Source organism: Paludisphaera borealis, from assembly GCF_001956985.1.
Taxonomy (GTDB): Bacteria; Planctomycetota; Planctomycetia; order Isosphaerales; family Isosphaeraceae; genus Paludisphaera; species Paludisphaera borealis.
Genome location: NZ_CP019082.1, coordinates 5,949,653 through 5,966,251 on the forward strand (window position 1 = coordinate 5,949,653; position 16,599 = coordinate 5,966,251).

At 66.8% G+C, this 16,599-nt stretch carries 13 protein-coding genes and 2 tRNA genes; 6 read left to right on the forward strand and 9 right to left on the reverse strand.

All coding sequences use genetic code 11. The features are described 5' to 3' along the window. Positions 1 to 9 precede the first annotated feature (9 nt). From BSF38_RS23060 to BSF38_RS23080, 5 genes are all read right to left on the reverse strand, one after another. A complete protein-coding gene (locus tag BSF38_RS23060; RefSeq protein ID WP_076349465.1) occupies positions 10 to 1,983 on the reverse strand; it encodes an ABC transporter ATP-binding protein in 1,974 nt (657 codons plus the stop codon). A gap of 186 nt (positions 1,984 to 2,169) precedes the next feature. Continuing rightward, positions 2,170 to 2,982 carry an ABC transporter permease subunit gene (locus BSF38_RS23065; protein WP_076349466.1) on the reverse strand — a complete coding sequence of 271 codons (813 nt, stop codon included), beginning with the start codon at positions 2,980 to 2,982 and terminating at the stop codon, positions 2,170 to 2,172. Between the two features lie 70 nt (positions 2,983 to 3,052). Continuing rightward, on the reverse strand, positions 3,053 to 3,331 hold the full coding sequence (locus BSF38_RS23070) for an acylphosphatase (protein WP_076349467.1): 279 nt from the start codon (positions 3,329 to 3,331) through the stop codon (positions 3,053 to 3,055). A gap of 247 nt (positions 3,332 to 3,578) precedes the next feature. Next, entirely contained in the window at positions 3,579 to 4,928 is a 1,350-nt protein-coding gene (locus tag BSF38_RS23075; RefSeq protein WP_076349468.1) for a hypothetical protein, read from the reverse strand. 249 nt (positions 4,929 to 5,177) lie between these two features. Beyond that, positions 5,178 to 6,083 (reverse strand): CAP domain-containing protein, encoded by a 906-nt coding sequence (locus BSF38_RS23080; protein ID WP_076349469.1) that lies wholly within the window; start codon positions 6,081 to 6,083, stop codon positions 5,178 to 5,180. Between the two features lie 128 nt (positions 6,084 to 6,211). Between BSF38_RS23080 and BSF38_RS23085 the strand changes: the two genes are divergently transcribed. Next, positions 6,212 to 6,706, forward strand: a complete 495-nt coding sequence (locus BSF38_RS23085; RefSeq protein ID WP_076349470.1) for an acetolactate synthase — start codon at positions 6,212 to 6,214, stop codon at positions 6,704 to 6,706. Positions 6,707 to 6,764: 58 nt separating this feature from the next. On the opposite strand, the gene BSF38_RS23090 is transcribed toward BSF38_RS23085, so the two are convergent. After that, the gene (locus tag BSF38_RS23090) at positions 6,765 to 7,532 is read right to left on the reverse strand and encodes a class I SAM-dependent methyltransferase (protein WP_076349471.1); all 768 of its coding nucleotides are present in this window, start codon (positions 7,530 to 7,532) and stop codon (positions 6,765 to 6,767) included. Between the two features lie 333 nt (positions 7,533 to 7,865). On the opposite strand from BSF38_RS23090, the gene BSF38_RS23095 reads away from it, so the two are divergent. After that, a complete protein-coding gene (locus tag BSF38_RS23095) occupies positions 7,866 to 8,951 on the forward strand; it encodes an acyl-CoA dehydrogenase family protein (protein ID WP_145952286.1) in 1,086 nt (361 codons plus the stop codon). A 16-nt stretch (positions 8,952 to 8,967) separates the two neighbouring features. Here the strand turns inward: BSF38_RS23095 and BSF38_RS23100 are convergent, their stop codons facing one another. Together BSF38_RS23100 and BSF38_RS23105 are read right to left on the reverse strand one after the other, a co-directional pair. Next, positions 8,968 to 12,330, reverse strand: coding sequence for a UTP--glucose-1-phosphate uridylyltransferase (locus BSF38_RS23100; RefSeq protein WP_076349473.1), 3,363 nt, complete (start codon positions 12,328 to 12,330; stop codon positions 8,968 to 8,970). Positions 12,331 to 12,396: 66 nt separating this feature from the next. Further along, positions 12,397 to 13,353 carry a sugar phosphate nucleotidyltransferase gene (locus BSF38_RS23105; RefSeq protein WP_076349474.1) on the reverse strand — a complete coding sequence of 319 codons (957 nt, stop codon included), beginning with the start codon at positions 13,351 to 13,353 and terminating at the stop codon, positions 12,397 to 12,399. A gap of 185 nt (positions 13,354 to 13,538) precedes the next feature. Between BSF38_RS23105 and BSF38_RS23110 the strand changes: the two genes are divergently transcribed. After that, a tRNA-Asp gene (locus BSF38_RS23110) sits at positions 13,539 to 13,612 on the forward strand. A gap of 99 nt (positions 13,613 to 13,711) precedes the next feature. After that, positions 13,712 to 13,785, forward strand: a tRNA-Asp gene (locus BSF38_RS23115). 521 nt (positions 13,786 to 14,306) lie between these two features. Here BSF38_RS23115 and BSF38_RS23125 read toward each other — a convergent pair. Continuing rightward, positions 14,307 to 14,579: a DUF1883 domain-containing protein gene (locus BSF38_RS23125; RefSeq protein WP_076349476.1), complete on the reverse strand. Its 273-nt coding sequence runs from the start codon at positions 14,577 to 14,579 to the stop codon at positions 14,307 to 14,309. A 427-nt stretch (positions 14,580 to 15,006) separates the two neighbouring features. On the opposite strand from BSF38_RS23125, the gene BSF38_RS23130 reads away from it, so the two are divergent. Together BSF38_RS23130 and BSF38_RS23135 are read left to right on the forward strand one after the other, a co-directional pair. Then, positions 15,007 to 15,552, forward strand: a complete 546-nt coding sequence (locus BSF38_RS23130) for a pyruvoyl-dependent arginine decarboxylase (protein WP_076349477.1) — start codon at positions 15,007 to 15,009, stop codon at positions 15,550 to 15,552. Between the two features lie 25 nt (positions 15,553 to 15,577). Next, a complete protein-coding gene (locus tag BSF38_RS23135) occupies positions 15,578 to 16,591 on the forward strand; it encodes an L-threonylcarbamoyladenylate synthase (protein WP_076349478.1) in 1,014 nt (337 codons plus the stop codon). Positions 16,592 to 16,599 lie beyond the last annotated feature (8 nt).

Genomic DNA, 16,599 nt, shown 5'->3' on the forward strand with positions numbered 1-16,599 from the left:
CGGGGCGGATCAGGCGGGGACTTGCCCCGCCTCGATCTCGCCGGTCGCGTAGGCGTTGAACTCGGTGTAAAGGATGTGGCGGAACAGCTTGCTGTCGGCCTGGAGCTGCGCCGGCGAGGCCATCTCGACGAGCCGGCCGTTGTCGAGCAGGACCACGTTGTCGCAGGCCTGAACGGTCGCCAGCCGGTGCGGCAGGATGATCAGCGTGGATTCGACCGCGAGTCGAGACAGGGTGTCGTCGAGCAGGAGCCGGATCTCGTCGTCGATCGGCGAGGCCGGCTCTTCGACGATCAGGATCGACGGGTCGTGCAGATAGGCTCGGGCCAGGGCGATCCGAAGTTGCTCGTCGGGCTTGAGGTAGTGGCCGAGCGGGCCGATGATCGTGTCGTACCCGTGCGGCAGATCCTGGATGAAGTGGTGGGCGTGCGCGATCTTGGCGGCTTCGATCACGCGCTGGAGCGTGTTCCGGGGGTCGCCCAGGCCGATGTTCACGAGGATCGAGTCGGTGAAGACCATGTCGGCCTGAAGGACCGTCGCCACCTGGGCCCGGACCGATTCGAGCGTCATCTCGCGGAGGTCGCGGCCGTCGATCCGGACGCGGCCCGAATGCGGGTCGATGAGTCGGGGGATCAGGCAGGCGAGGGCCAGCTTGGAATCGTCGTCCATGCCCATGACGGCCGTGCGGGCGCGGGCGGGGATTTCGAGCGTGACGTGGTCGAGGAGCGTCCGCCCGGAACGACTTTCGAGCGTCACGTCCTCAAGGGCGATCTGCTCCTTGAGCGGCGCCAGGAACTCCGCCCCGACGTTCTGATGCAGCTCGGGCGAGCGCTCCAGGAACTCGAAGATCTCGGCCGCCGAGCGATCGGCCAGGCGGACCGTCCGGCGCATCCGGAGCCAGTCGGCGATCGGCAGGGCGAGTCCCGCCAGCGACGCGGTCAGGATCAGCATCGTGGCGATCGAGATATGTTCCTTGACGAGGATGTTGTAGCCGAGCAGGCCGAGCGCCGCGACCGTGGCGGCGCCGTAGAGCAGCGCGGTCGTGGTGGAGGGCCTGGCGTCGGTGAGCATCCGGCGGGAGTCGGCCTCGCGAAACCGCTCCAGGTGTTCGTCGAACCGCTGACGGTCGTAGGTCTCGACCCCGTAGACGCGCACGGTCCGCAAGAGGCCGAGATCCTCGTGGAGCAGGCAGATCTGGACCGAGGCGTCGCGCAGGGCCGAGTCGTGGGCGAGCCGGGCGTCGCGGTCCATCACCCGCGAGGTCATCCAGACGAGAAGACCCAACGACGTCAGGAACAGCGTCAGGATCGGCGAGGTCAACAGGGCGATGGTCGAAAGGCCGACCCCGAGCACGAGCATCCGCGGCACGACGTCGAAGTCGGCGACCAGGGCGTCGCGGACGTCGTTGACCTCGCGCGTCCAGATGTTGACGACGGGGCCGACGCCCTCGGTCGGCAGCGACGACTGGCCCAGCCGGTACATCTGGCGATGAATCTGGTTGCGGAGATTCGTCGTCAGCCCGGTCACGGCGCGGGCGATCGCCGCCCGCCGCATCTGCCTCAGGATCGACAGCAGCAGAATGAAGACCAGGCCCGCCGCCAGCAACGTCGCCAGCGCCCCGAGGTTGTTCCGCAGCGGCGCCACGACGCCGGTCAGCCGGTCGAGAACCCGGGCGCCGACGCGATGGACCGGATTGGGGCTGTGGAGATTGCCGCCGATCAGCGGGAAGAGTCCCGAGTCGCCGTATTGCTCGTACTGGACCGACTCGCCGACCTGGCGGCTTCGACTCCAGGCCGGCAGACCGGGGACGTCGCCGTGGGTGACGTTGATCTCGCCTCGCGAGGCCAGCAGCGAGGCGAACAGGGCCGCCGTCACCAGGAGGGCCAGCGCCACCAGCGATTCGACCACCCCGAGAATTCGGGCGACCAGGGCGTCTCGGTTGGAGCGGAGGAGTTTACGGGCTCGAAGGTAGGCTGCCGCTTGCATGCGTGAACTCCCCGCGGGGGTCCAAAGGGGTGGATTCGAGTCTCCGCTCCGTCGTGCCTGGGACGATCCTCGATCCGGAACGCGGGGCGCGAGACTCGGGAACCGAGTCTCGGTCTCGTCATCCAGCGGAATCGACGCCGCCTGACGAGCGACGTCGATCGCGCCGGGGTCGATCTCGGTCCAGCCTCACGCCAGATCGCGGTCCTCGAAGAGCAGGAACGCGAAGAAAAGCGCTGCTCCACTGTACAACACGCAGCAGCCGAACGCCGGAAGAACGTATCCCACCCAGGGGATTACGGCGCCCGTCGAGATCGACGGCCCGGCGTTGAACAGTTCGAGCGGCGGCAGAACCCACCCGAAGAGCTGGGCCATGAAGTGGATCAACTGCTGGCCGTTCTTGGTCGCTTCGACGAGCACCGGGCTGAGGTGGCCGAGGAAGAAGACCATGATGCAGACGATCAGGTTGACGAGCATCGGCAACCGGGTCGAGATCGCCACGCTGATCGCGGTCAGGATCGTCACCTCGAAGAAGCCCAGCGCCAGGCCCGGCAGAACCTGCATCACCTGCGCCAGCCGCTTGGCGTTCTCGGCCGCCCCGGCCGTCTCACGCATGTCGTAGGCGTTCTTGTACCAGACGCCCGCGGCGAACAGCGCGCCCAGCAGCAGGTAGAGGGCCAGCACGCCCAGCTCGATCCCGAGGAACTTGCCGATGATGAACTGGCGGCGGTTGATCGGCTTGGAAAGCAGGGTGATGGCCGTTTTGCCCTCGATCTCCTCGGCGACCGTCGAGCTGGCCGTCAACAGAGCCAGCAGCATGCAGAAGAAGGAGATGGTCGTCAGACCGGTGTCCTTGTACATCTTGATGTCTTCGCCGAACGTGAAGTACGGGACGAAGATCGTGGCGACGAGAAGCGCCGCGGCGAAGAAGGCGATCACGAAGAACGCCGGCTGCCGGATCGTTTCCTTGGCGGTCGCGACCGCGATGGTGAGTGATTTCATAGTGCTCTGGTCGGAAGGTAGGTCGAAGAGAACGAAAATCGATGATGACGATCGGCCGTTCCGGCCCGGATCAGCGGCGGACGACGAATCCCGTGAACGTGGGGCCGTCGATCCGCTCGGTCGAGGAATCCAGCTCTCTGATGAAACCGCCCAGCTCCGACTGGATCGATGCGACGAACCGGTCAAGCTCAGCGGAATCCCCCTCGGCGGCGGCCTCGACCCGGCCGTCGGGAAGATTGCGAACATACCCCGCGACGTCGAACCCACGCGCCAGCCAGGTCGTCGTCGCCCGAAACCCGACTCCCTGAACCCGTCCCGAAAAGAAGATTCGTCGACGTTCAAGGGGCATGGGAAGACGCGCGTCTCTGGGGTGGCCGCGTCCGGACGGGTGGTCCGGCCGCGCGAGGGGTCACGCAAGATACACCAGAATCTTATCTTAGCGGCAAGAGGAGAGCCCCGGCAAGAGTCGGCGAGCGAACCCCTTTAGGACCGGGGCTGAAATACAAGAGAGCGCCGGAGGGACCGCGAGAAACGGTCCGCCGGCGCTCCGGGTTGTCTACGTTCGATCGAGCGAAAGGGTTCACTCGATTGATGATTTACAGCCCGTTGAGGTCGGCGCTCTCGACGACCGCCTGGCCGGCCTGGATCGGCAGCAGGGCCGACCGCGCGGGGCCGACGCCCACCGCCGCGAACGGGACGCTCGGGGAGCCCGGCGAGGTGCCGGCGCGGAGCCGGACCGACGCCAGGGTGAACGGCAGCCGGTTCTCGACTCGAAGCATCGTGCTGGTCACGGTTCGCTTGGCGGGCGTGACCGTCACGAAGGTTCGGACCAGCTCGGATTCGAGGCTCTGAACCAGGCTCGACGAATCGAGCACCGCGAGCGACGAGTGGTCGCTGAACGCGGTCTTGCCGAGCGGCCGCCAATGGTCTTCGCTGGAGCAGTAGCTGACGTTCACGCGGCCGCGAGTCTCGCCGATCTCGGAGGTGGCGACGGTGAGCCTCACGAACAGGGCCGGGGCCTTGGCCGAGGGGGGCTGGTCGCCGTCGACCGACTGGATCGGCAGCCCGAGGAGGCGAAGCCCTTCGAGCTTGCCGTTCAGCCGCTTCGCGTCGGCGGCGAACGCGCCTTCAGCGACGATCTGGACGTAGACGCGGCCTTCGGTCAGAAGCGAGGGGTCGACGAGGTCGGCGTTCGACGCGTCGACGGCGTCGACGAACCGCGCCGCCAGCGCGATCTCGTGATCGTTGACGACCTTGCCGTCGCGCGAGGCCATCGCCTCGAAGGCGACGCCGTTGCAGATCCGCCACATCGACGCCTGCGCGACCCCCTGACTGGTGCCCAGCAGGGCGAGGCTGCGAAGCGCCTTGCGGACGCGGACGTCGGTGCTGTATTCGTCCACGTCCACGAGGGTGAAGCTGTCGCGCGGGGTCGGCGTGTCGACGCCGTAGTTGAGGCAGACCGCCGGGATCGAGACGTCGAGCGTCTCACCGACGGGGACCGCCACCGAGGCGCTCGACGACGACCCGGCGACCGGCACCGATCGCAGGCCGGTCGCGTTCTGGGCGCCGAGGAACTGGCCGAAGGCTCCCGGCCGGTTGGTGATCATCCCCAGGCCCATGCTCTGGAAGCCCCGGCCTCCCCCCTGGCCGGCGGCGCTCGAGGCGACCAGGCCGGGCGGGACGATGACGTTGAGCCGCTTGCTCGACGTGTTGTGGATGGTCAGGCGAACCTTGTCCTGCCCCTGGCCGCGGGCGGTGACGCTGAGGTCGCCCGCCTTGCTCGCCTTGAGGAGGTCGACGGTTTCGGTCTCGGCTCCCGACGGAAGCGTCGAGGGCTCGGAGTCGACCGCCTGCGCGGTCGCGAGGGGACTTCCCAGGATCATAAGGCTGCTGACCAGTCCCGAGGCCGCGAGGGCCCGGACCAGGTGAAGGCGTCGCCACGTCATTGGGTAGGACCTTTCTGGACGGGGCCGACGATGAGAGGGGAGGACGTTCCCGCTCCGGGCCCGTTGCTTCGTCTATTGACCGGGTTGTTCCAACCGAAGTTCCGAACCGCGACGGGCCGAGGCCGTCATCCGAAATGACGTTTCCAGGCGCGCGGTTATTCGAACTCGCCACCTCAAATTATTCGGCAGTCCGCGACCAAACCATCGCACGAAATGCCCGCCGGCCATGACTTTCCGAGGGAGTTCGCGTCATGGCTCGACCACCAGGACGCACCAGAACGGCGTATCATCGGAGCCATTCGCATAACCGATACCCACGGTCTTGAACGGCCCCAGCAGCATCTCCTTCTGCTTCTCGTTTCTCAACAACGATTCTACCACGTCGTCGGCCGTCGGATTGCCCGAAGCCATGCTTTGGTTCAGCTTCGAGAACGGGACGCCGGCTTGCTTCAGAAGCTGGACGAGGTCAGGCAGTTTCGGTTTTTCTGATTGGTCCGCCTTTTCGGGGGGCAGCGTGTCGGCCTCTGCCGCCGCGACGGCCATTTTGCGGGCGACTCCCGCGAGCTTCGCGTCGACTTCAAGCGGGTCGGCCCCCGCCTCCTTCCGCGCGGCGTTCAGGTTCTCGACCGCCTTCGCGGCCGCCTCGGCCGGGTTCAGGCGGAGGATCGGCTCGCCGAACTCCACGCACCAGTAGGGCTCGCCCGACTCGTCGATCACCCGCGCCGCTCCCATCTGGGTGAACGGTCCGAGGATGTTGGCTTTGTGGCCCGGACTCTCCATCCAGGCTTCAAGCACCTGGTCGACTCCCGACTGCCCCGCCGCGATGTTCTCACCGGTGCGAACATAATGATAACCCGCGCGTTTCACGCGCTCGTCGGGGGTGGAGCCGTCGCTCCCTTCGTGGGTCATTTTTTCCTGTTCGGCCATGTCGTCGGCGTGGCGTCGAGCGGCCGTGGTCAGCTTTGCGTCGATCGTCAGCGGAGGCAGCTTGGCGTCGGCCCGAGCCTGGTTGTGGGCGTCGAGCAACTGGCGGTTGAGCCGGTCGGCGTCGGGGTCGCTCGGGGCTTCACGTACGACGGCCGGCACCGTGTCCGGAGGGGTTTGTCGCGAGGGAGCGAGCACGAGCCAGAGGATGTAGGCGAGTCCAGCGTACATGGTTTCCGCTTTCTTTGGTTCCGGCGTCCGGTGTTCAGAGGAAAGGATTGACCTGAGTGCATGAACCGCATTAACTTGAGATGGCTATTACGTCTCGGACTGTCTTGCCCAGGTACGCGAGGGGCCCCATGAGCTTTGGCGAGGACGACAGCGGCAACGAAGTCGAGCTGGAAACCATCCATGGGCGCAACTGGCCGACGGTGACTCAGTTTTCCGTCTTCCTGGAGAACCGGGTCGGCCAGCTTTTGGAAGTCGTCCGCTCGTTTCACGGCACCAAGGTGAAGATCGTCGGGTTGACCATCTCCGACTCGGCCGATTGCTCGATCCTCCGGCTGATCCTCAGCCATCCCGAGCAAGGACGAGAGATTCTTTCTCTCAATAAGCATGCCTTCGCCGAAAACGAACTGGTCGCCGCCGAGCTTCCGGCCGCGTCATCGTCCTTGGCGGAACTTTGCATGGCCTTGCTGCGGGCCGAGATCAACATCCATTACGCCTATCCGCTGATCGTGCATCCGCGCGGCCGCTCGGCCGTCGCCATGCATATCGACAACAACGAGCAAGCCAGCCGGACCTTGCACGACATGGGCTTCGAGATCCTCTGCGAAGCCGATCTTCAAGGCTGACTCATCGCGCTCACCTGGACGGTTTCCGGCCACGTGAGATGGAGGCAATGCCTCAGCCTTACTCCGGCTTGCGGGCCGCGAGCATGAGGTTGCTGGCGACGCGGTAGAACGGCCAGGTGCGTTCGAGCAGGGCGTTGGCGAGCCAGACGGGCCGGTCGAACTTCTGGTACAGGTTCTTGACGCGGTCGGGGAAGCCGTTGAGCATCGTCGGCACGACCAGGCGGTACTCGGTCGACACGACCTCGAAGCCGGCGTCCTTCAACTGGGCTCGGGCCGAGTCCATCGTGTAGAGCCGATCGTGGGCGGTGTGTCCCATCCGGCGCTGGACGGCCTCGGTATAGCTGTGGCGGTTGGGCAGGCACGAGACCAGGAACCGCCCGCCGGGCCTGACGACGCGGAAGACCTCGCGGAGCGACTCGTACTCGTAGTCGACGTGTTCCCAGACGCCGTTGCTGGTGACGACGTCGAAGAAGCCGTCGGCGTAGTCGAGCACGTAGGGGTGCTGGATCACGGCGTACTGGAGCCGGCTGTACTCGTAGAACGGGCGGTAGGAGTCGGCGGCGACGCAGTCGCAGCCGTGCAGCTCGATCTCGGGACCGAATCGGAGCCGGTAGATGCACGAGTCGACGGCGTGCTGGCATCCCCATTCGAGGACGCGGTCGGTCGGCTTGATCCGGCTCGCCAGCCAGTCGATCATCGCCAGCCGGCGGCGGAGCGTGAGCGACATCGAGAAGTGCGCTTCCAGGTAGTCGAGGTACGCGCCGGTCACGTTCTGCGACGCGACGTACTCGCGTTGCTGCGCCCAGAGGTCGCGAATGAGCGCCATCTCGGCCTCGCGGTCGCCGCGCGTCAGGTCGCGGCCGTCGCCCGTCGCGTCGGCGCCGGACTTCGCGAACAGTCGGCGGCGAGCGGAACGGGTCGAAGGGCCGACTTCGGACGGGCGATCAGTCGTGGAGGCGGAAATCGGCTGCTCCTTTCGAACGGATGAGCTCCGGTCGTTCCTGGGCTCGCGGAGGCGGCGAGACTTTATCGGCTAAGCCCGGATCGTGCAAGATCATCCGAAACGCCGATCTGGGATGACATCGTCTGCGACCTTGTGAGACGATGGAACCCGACGCAGCCTGGGATTGTCGCACCCGAGGAAAGGATGAAAAACGACGTGATCTCCTGGACGGAACCCGAGTCCGAAGAGTCGGCGATCGTGGACGTCACGCAGGCCCTGCGCGCCGCCGACGGCCCGGCCGACATCGCCGGTGAATGGCCGGAAACGCTGTGGGGCTTGCTGGTCGACGCCGGCGCGACGCGGTGGTCGATCCCGACCGAGTTCGGCGGCGGCGAGTGCCCGCGTCCGCTCCTGGTCCAGCGTTACGCGCGGCTTGCCGAGGCGAGCCTGACGGCCGTTTTCATCCTCTCGCAGCACGACGCCGCCATCCGCCGGTTGACCGGCTCGGCCGACCGGCCGACCGCCCGTCGATGGCTGTCGGCGATCGCCGACGGCGCGGTCGCCACCGTCGGCATCTCCCAGCTCACGACCTCGCGCCGGCTCGGGGCGAAGGCCCTGGTCGCGACCGAGATCGGCGGTGGCCGCTATCGACTCGACGGCGGCATGCCCTGGGTGACGGCCGCCGAGCGGGCCGACGTCCTCGTCACCGGGGCGTTCCTCGACGACGACCGCCAGGTCCTGCTGGCGCTCCCGACCGACCTCCCCGGCGTCGTCGTCAAGCCCGCGTTCGACCTGGCGGCGCTCCAGGCGTCGCGGACGGCCGAGGTCGTCGTCAGCGGAGTCGAGATCGACGAGTCCGACATCCTCTTCGGCCCCTCGACCGAGATCTCGTCGCAGCCCGGCGTGGTCGGCACGGCGGGGCTGGAAACCTCGGCCCTAGCCCTCGGCCAGTCGGCCGCGGCGATCGGCGGTCTCGCCGCCGCCCTGGCGCTCGGCCGCGACGACCTCGCTGAGCCGCTCGACGTCCTGTCCGAGTCGTGGCGGCAGTCCTGGGACTTGCTGATGACCTGCGCCCGAGGCGAGGGCGATTCCTCGTCCGCCGGCCAGCTTCGCACCCAGGCCAACGCCCTGGCCCTGCGAACGACCCAGGCCTACCTGACCGCTCGCAAAGGCAGCGGCTTCCTCCGCTCCGAACCGGCCCAGCGCTGGGCGCGCCAGGCCCTCTTCTTCCTCGTCTGGTCCTGCCCGTCCCCCATCGCCCAGGCGGCCATCCGCGACCTGGCGGGGATCTGCCCGGCGTGAGCGCGGGCGATGGGGGTCACCTCGAAAACGCGCAGAGCGATTCGACATGGTCGCGGCTGCCGTCGGTGACCCAGCCGTCGAGCTGGGCGGTGTCTTTGAGCTGCTGGCCGCGGCGGCGGCTGACGGCGAGGAACGAGCAGGGGAGGTCGCGGAGCGAGGTCAGGTCGCCCCAGAGCTTCTCGAACTGGGCGACGGGGAAGACGTCTTCCTGGCCGTGCCCCCAGCGCCGCTTCACGTCCTTGATCGTCACGTAGGTCGGCACCCGGGCCGCGAGAGCCCGCACGGCGGCGGCGACCTTCTCGGGCGACCGGCCGAGGTCGTCGCGCGAGAGGTGCAGCGTCTGGAGCAGGCCGTCGATCCGGACCCAGGTCGTCAGTGAGTTGTAATAGCGGAGGCCGAATTCGGTGTCCTCGCGCGGCTGCGCGAGCCCCTCCAACAGCCGGAGCCGACCGGCGACCTTCGCGAGCCCGCCCCCACGATCGTCGATCCGGCGTGGGATGACCTCAAAGCTCAGGCTCGCGCCGGCTTCGACGGCCAGGCCGAGCACCCCCGGATCGACGATCGCGCCCAGGGTGTCGATGTTGTGGACCATCAGCCATTTCAGGTTCGGGTGCTCGACGAGGATCTTCGCGAGCAGGCCGTTCCGCAGCAAGTTGGGGACCTCGTAGAAGTGTCCCGGCGGATTGAAGAGTTGGGCCGGCAGGTTGTCGGTGTAGTCGGAGCCCTCGCCCTGCGACCGCGCCCATTCGAGGATCGCGCGGCGGCCGGCCTCGCGGACCTTCTGCTTGTTCTCGTCGAGCGTTTCGTGAGTCGACTCCTCCCAGAGGAACGAGAGGTCGCGGGTCATGGGGACCAGCCGCTGACCGATCGACTGCCCGCGCGAGAGGAACACCGGGCCGTCGTGCCCGTAGTTTTGCGTGTCGGCCAGGTGGCGTTCGATAGCCTCGTGGGTCAGATAGCTTGTCGTGACGATGTGCGGGATGCGAACGTCCAGTGCCTTCTGGACGGCCCGCGTCTTGGCGAGGTGGATCTCTAGGAAGCTGCGGTGGACGCCTCCCAGCGTGACGAACGGGTTGATCGCCTTGACCACTCCCGCGCCGGTGGTCCAGCGGCTGCCGACCCCCGCCGCCAGCGACACCACGGCGACCTCGCCGCGGCGGATCATCCGTTCGCCGGCCTCGATCGCGGCCTTCGGGATGCGGTCGTGCGCGGCGATCAGGTCGCTGTCGTCGACGTCGCGAATCTCCAGGTCGACGGGCAGCCGGTTGCGCGCCAGGCCGATCCGCCCGCGCTGAAGGTCTTCACGGAGGCTCTCGTGCTGGACCGGGTCGAAGCCGTTCTCGCGGCGGATCGTCTGAGCCTGCTCCTCCCACCGCGAGGCCGTCGAATCCGATGCGCTTCGGGTGACCGGGAACAGGTTGTTGATCATCGTCCGGAAGACGCGGAGCAGCTCGGGAGTCTCGGCGCAGTGGTTGGCGAAGTGGTCGATGTCGGCCTTGCGAAGCTGGTCGAGGTTCGCCGTCCCCGCCGCGATCATCCGGGGGGCCTGAAGGGTGTAGTACCGGGGCGGCATCATGGCCGATCCCTGGTCGTCGAGTGTGGCGAACGTCCCCCGGGGATTGATCCGGAAGTCGTAGACGACCGGCTCCATCGCGAACGGCAAGGCGTCGTCGAGCGAGCCCTTGACCTCGCTCATGATCGCGCCGATCCGCGACTGGAACTCGTCGTGCCGCTCAGGAGCGACGAAGAACGCCATCCCGCCCCCCGACATGCCGCCGAGCATCAGGAAGCCCCAGAAATCGTCCCCCATCGCCTTCTTCGCTTCGCGGATGATCCCTTCGGTGAACGCGCTCGTGACCCAGGGGATGATCCCCTTGAGCGGCCCTTCCCAGTTGCGGGTGGTCGCCTCGCCCAGCGCCCGGACGTCGGCCTGTTCGACGGCCCCGCGCACCTTCTCGAAGATCGCCAGCGCCTCTTGCCTTGCCTGCCATTCGGCGTCGCCGCGGAGCAAGTACTTCGCGGTCACCATGTTGAGGATCGGGCCGACGTTCTGCGCCATGCCGCCGTGAACCAGCACCAGGCTCCGCGCCAGCGCGTCGGGGAACGAGGCCGAGCCGTCGGGCCTCGCGTCGCCGGCGATCAGTTGATGCGAAGGCAGCAGGCGTCCCCGGCTGATCCCCCACTCGGGGTCGGTCTCGCCGGCCGGCACGCCCGAGATCAGCTTCACGCCCGGGAAGACGCCGCCGGAATCTTGCCAGCCGCCCCCCGAGCCGCCGATCCACTCGCCGAGGATCGCTCGCGCCACGACCACGCGGGCCTCGTCGAGTTCCAAGGGGCCGGTGAGGTTCTTCGTCTGGCCGGTCGCCCGCATCAGGAGGGAGATCAATGAGGCGAGCAGGTTGGTCGAAACGGCCAGGCGCGAGCCCTTGGGGATGTCGTTGACCTTGCTGACGATCTCCAGACCGTGGCCGGGACGGACCACCCGGGCCAGCAGGTCGGCGAGCGAGACGGCGGTCCCTTCGAGCGCCGGGGGGACGAGTCCCGAGGCGATCACGCCGGCCTTGACCAGACCCAGGTAGTCGTTGCCGAAGTTGAACAGCTCGTCGAGGGTTTCGACGTCCTTGGTCGCGTTGAGGTCGAGGCTGGTGAGCCGGAGCAGGGGCTCGGCGATCACCCGGAGCCGGCATTCGATCGGCGGCGAGGGCTGGTCGTCGCGGCCGTGGACGCCGAGATCGACCGAGATGTTCAGCACCCGGGCGCCTTCGGGGTAATCCATGCCCAGGAAGAAGATGTCGGACCAGCCGCTGTGCGAGAGGTCGAGCCGCACCGGCGTCTGTTCGGTGAGGATCGGATAGAGCCCGTCTTCCGACGCGCGGTCGAGCAGCCGGGCGTCGAGTCGCAACGGATGCTCGTCGACGCCTCCGACCCGGAACATCCAGCGGTTCCCCGCGCAGCTCCGGACCGACCGCCGCACCTGGTCGGCCAACGTCTGAAACGCGATCTGTTCGTAGGCCTGGGCCAGGGCGCTGCAAATCGCGCCGTTGGGCCGGTCGTCCTTCATCGCGAGCCGGAACGCCGTGATCGCCTGCTCGTACCTGCGCTCCATCAGATCCATGAAGCCGCCGAACGGGATCAAACCGGACTGGCGGATCGAGGGGTCTTCCTGAATTTCGTAGCGGTAGATCGCGTGCAGGAAGAGCGAGGCCCGGACGCGCTGGTAGAGGTTGTCGCTGTCGCGGCGGAACCGCTCCAGGTCTTCGCAGGCCCGCAGCTTGTCGGACAGGCTGGCCGCCGCGACGAGTCCACGGGCCGAGCGGTCGCGGGTCTCGGGCTCCGAGCTGGTGATCGTTTCGATGAGGGTCGTGCCGAGTGCAGCCATTGTGTTTCTAGAACCGCGAGGAGTCGGAGGCGATGTGAGGAGAGGTGCCGGCGGACGCTCAACGCTCTAGCGAGGGCTCGCCCGCTCGATGCGGGCCACGGCTTCGAGCAGCACGGCGAGGATTTGCTCGCGATCGACGCCGGACATCGACAGAGCCACCTGGGCCTCGACGCCGCCGTACTTGACGCCGAGGTTGAACCGCGAGCCCTTCGTCTCCAGGGCCAGATACTTCTCGCGCCTCGCCAGGATGTTGAGGGCCGTGGTGAGCTGGATCTGGCCCAGCTCGCGGACATCCCCCTTGACCAGTTCGTCGAGCAGCTCGAAGACGGTCGGCGTCAGGACGTGCATGCCGAAGAAGCAGAGGTAATGCCCGGCGCGGAGCCCGGGGACCTGAAGCCGAAGCTCGGCGAGCGTCGGGTTGGGCTTCTCGACGATCTCGTCGATCGCGTAGACGTCGGTCCGCTGGGCCAATCGGCGGCCGGCGACCGTGCCGTACTGGTGGATCAAATGCTCGCGAGTCGCCTGGACCGCCGAGACCGCGCAGCCCTCGGCCGTGGCGAGATCGATCAACTGCCGGGCGCAGCGGCGAGGCTCGGCCGAGAGATAGAGGTGGTCGCCGAGCAGGAGCAAAAACGAGTCGCCGCCGACGAACTCGCGGGCGCACCAGACCGCGTGGCCGTAGCCCTTGGGCTCGGCCTGGACGGCGAAGGTCAGCCGCTGTTCGAGTTCCAGCAGCTTGCGCGCCTGGTCGTCGGCCCACTTGGCGTCGCGGTACGCCGCGCGGAGGTTGTTGGCGTAGGTCCGGAACTGGTCGCGGTAGACCGCCTCGTCCCCCGGCGCGACGACGACGCAGATCTCTTCGATGCCGCTGGCGAGAGCCTCTTCGGCGATGATCTGGAGGACCGGCTTGGTCAGCCCGTCGCGATCGACCAGCGGCGACATGGCCTTCTGCACGGTGTCGGACGCGGGATACTGACGCGCCCCCCGTCCCGCCGCGGTGATGACTGCCTTCGAGACCTGCACGACGCTATCCCTCTGCTTCCGACGTCCGTTTCTCGCACCTTGAAATCGGGGCCCACCCCGTTCCAGGTCCTCTGATTCCTACAAAGCGACCTTAGACTAATCGTCCCCCAAGAACCGGGCAACCCCTGGGCTTGACTTCGCTTTGTACGAACACTAACCTAAGATCATCTGACGCGACATGCGTTGGGGATGTAGCTCAATTGGTTAGAGCACCGGCCTGTCACGCCGGAGGTTGTGGGTTCGAGCCCCATCATCCTCGCTTCTTCTCTATGGCGCTCGGCCATGCAAGGCGGCGGGTTGAACACTCGCCACGAGGTTTCGTAAGGTGGGTGCCGCCCACCTTGCCGCGATATACGTTGGGGATGTAGCTCAATTGGTTAGAGCACCGGCCTGTCACGCCGGAGGTTGTGGGTTCGAGCCCCATCATCCTCGCTTCTCATAGGACGCCCAGCCGTGCAACGCGGCGAGTCGAACACCCTGACGCGAGGTTTCGTAGCGTGGGCACTGCCCACTGATGAAACCCGTTGTGACGGCGCGGGGGATGAGCGGCGGAATCTACGAACTGGTGTGAAGTCTCGCTTCACCCTCGTCCAATGGCTCCGAGGAGCTTTGCTCCACGACCGGGTTTGCGGGCATCTGCGCCTTGATTTCGTCGACCAAACTCGCAACCGACCTGTGCATGGAGTACCAGACTGCGGAAAGCACGGCACCAGCGATCAGCGTGATTATGAAAACTATGAGAAATGTATAATAGATCCTGTCTTGGCTCGGCGGCGCGGTCGCCATCGTTCCAAAGGACGTCGCGGCGATTCCCAGGAAGAAGAGCGCGAAGTTGAGGTACTACAATGAAGCCGGAGAGCCTTGGGCCAGCAGGTCGAGTTGATGTTCAAAGACCACGTAGGCTTTCAGCTCACCCGGCTGGGCCAGCTTGACGACCTGCCGGTATTCGTTCTTCATACCGACGCGCCCGAGAGCAGGCGAGTTGAAGCGCGCACCTGTCCAGGCCCGCCTCCCAGATCGACCACCACATGCCAATGCCCATGCTTGGGCACCGCTAGTCGCACCGGACTCTTGGTGGCGTACCCGCCGTAATAGCGGTATTTGCGGCCCTGCTTATAGTTGTCGTAATTGGATGAATCCATTAGCAGCACGTTGGCCGCGCGATCCAGCGTCACCTCCGCCACATCGCCCGCGTCCGCGTCGAATTCGTTGTTCAGATGGTTCATGCGAGCCACTCCTCCGTAACTTTGACACTTGCTCCTGTCATTCTACCCTTCCCGGCGGTTGGACAGCCAGCATCTCGACTTTCGATCGCCCGACCCGCAACGGGAGAACTCCGGATCGGAGGCTGGGCGTGGCGAGGGTCGCAGCGCGAGGCGTCCTTCACGAGTTCTTCATCGGAAGCCCATGCGATTCGATCCTCTCGGGTTTCTCAGGGCTGTGCTCGCGCGGCAAGATCGGTGCGGCGGCGATGATGAACTGAGGCGACGCGGTGCGTGTGGTCTTGATGCAAAACGGCGAGCGCATGATAATTCAATGCTCATGAAACAGGGCGCGACGTGCGGAGACGACGCGAGTTGATCGACTGGACTGGGCTGGTCGGCGTTCGATAGACGAACGCGACTGACCGGCGCGGGAGGATTCAAGCAAGAGATGTACGTACCCACGAAGCTGTTCTTCACCAAGGGAGTGGGCACCCACCGCGAAAAATTGACCAGCTTCGAGCTGGCCCTCCGGGACGCTCAAATCGCCTGCTACAACCTGGTGCGGGTTTCGAGCATTTTCCCGCCGCGCTGCAAAGAGGTCACGATCGAGCAGGGGTTGAAAGACCTCAGCCCCGGCCAGATCGTCCACGTCGTGATGAGCGAGAGCGCGACGGCCGAGCCCAATCGCCTGGTCGCCGCCAGCGTGGGCGTCGCCATCCCGCGCGACCGCGATCAGTTCGGCTACCTCTCCGAGCACCACTCCTACGGCCAGACCGCGAAGTCGGCGGCCGACTACGCCGAAGACCTCGCGGCCGAAATGCTGGCGACGATCCTCGGGGTCGAGTTCAACCCCAACAGCTCGTGGGACGAGAAGCGCGAGATCTGGAAGATCGCCGACGTCATCACCAAGACGAAGGAAGTCACCCAGACCGCCGTCGGCCACAAGGACGGCCTCTGGACGACCGTCGTCGCCGCCGCCATTTTGCTCCCGTGACCGTCGCCGGAGGCTCGATCGTCGCATGAAAACGCGCGTTCGAGCCGTCGACGTCGATCATCCGGAACCCGAGATCATCGAGGAGGCCGCCGCGATTCTGTCGCAAGGCGGCCTCGTCGCTTTCGCCACCGAGACGGTCTACGGCCTGGGGGCGGACGCCACCAACGCCGAGGCCGTCGGCCGGATCTTCGAGGCCAAGGGGCGGCCGTCGTTCAACCCCTTGATCGTCCACGTCGAAGGGGTCCCCCACGCGCGGACGTTCACGACCGCCTGGACCGAATCGGCCCAGCGGCTCGCCGACCGCTTCTGGCCGGGCCCGCTCACCTTGATCGTGCCGAAGACGCCGGCGATCCCGGCCATTGTGACGGCTGGCGGCCCGAGCGTGGGTCTGCGCGTCCCCGCGCCGAAGGTCGCCCGCGCCTTGATCGCGCGCGTCGGCGCCCCGCTGGCAGCCCCGAGCGCCAACCGGTCGAACCGGATCTCCCCAACCTGCGCCGAGCACGTCCTGGCCGATCTCGACGGCCGGATCGACCTGATTCTCGACAGCGGGCCGACGACCGTCGGCCTGGAATCAACCGTCCTCGACCTCACGAGCGCCCCGGCGCGCATCCTCCGCCCGGGCCCCATCGGCTGGCACGATCTCGCCCCCTTCTTTAAGGAAGGGGATCTCGCCGGCCCGACGTCCCCCGAGGCGCCGCCGCCGGATCGACCGTCGAGCCCCGGCATGCTGGCCGTCCACTACGCGCCCCGAACGCGCGCGTTGCGAGTCGAGTCGGTTCGCGACGTGTTCGACGTCGCCTGGCCGGAACGGGCCGGGGTGCTGGCGTTCGAACGTCTGGATCGGGATCGACTTCCCGAGCACGTGGTCGTGATCGAGCATCCCGACCCGATCGGAGCGGCCCAGAACCTGTACGCCTCGCTGCACGCGCTCGACGCCCAGGGGCTCGATCTGATCGTCGTCGCGATGCCCCCGGCGGGCGGCGCGTGGGACGCCGTCCGGGACCGCCTGCGGCGGGCGACGACGCCGCTCGAAGCCTGAAGCGGCCC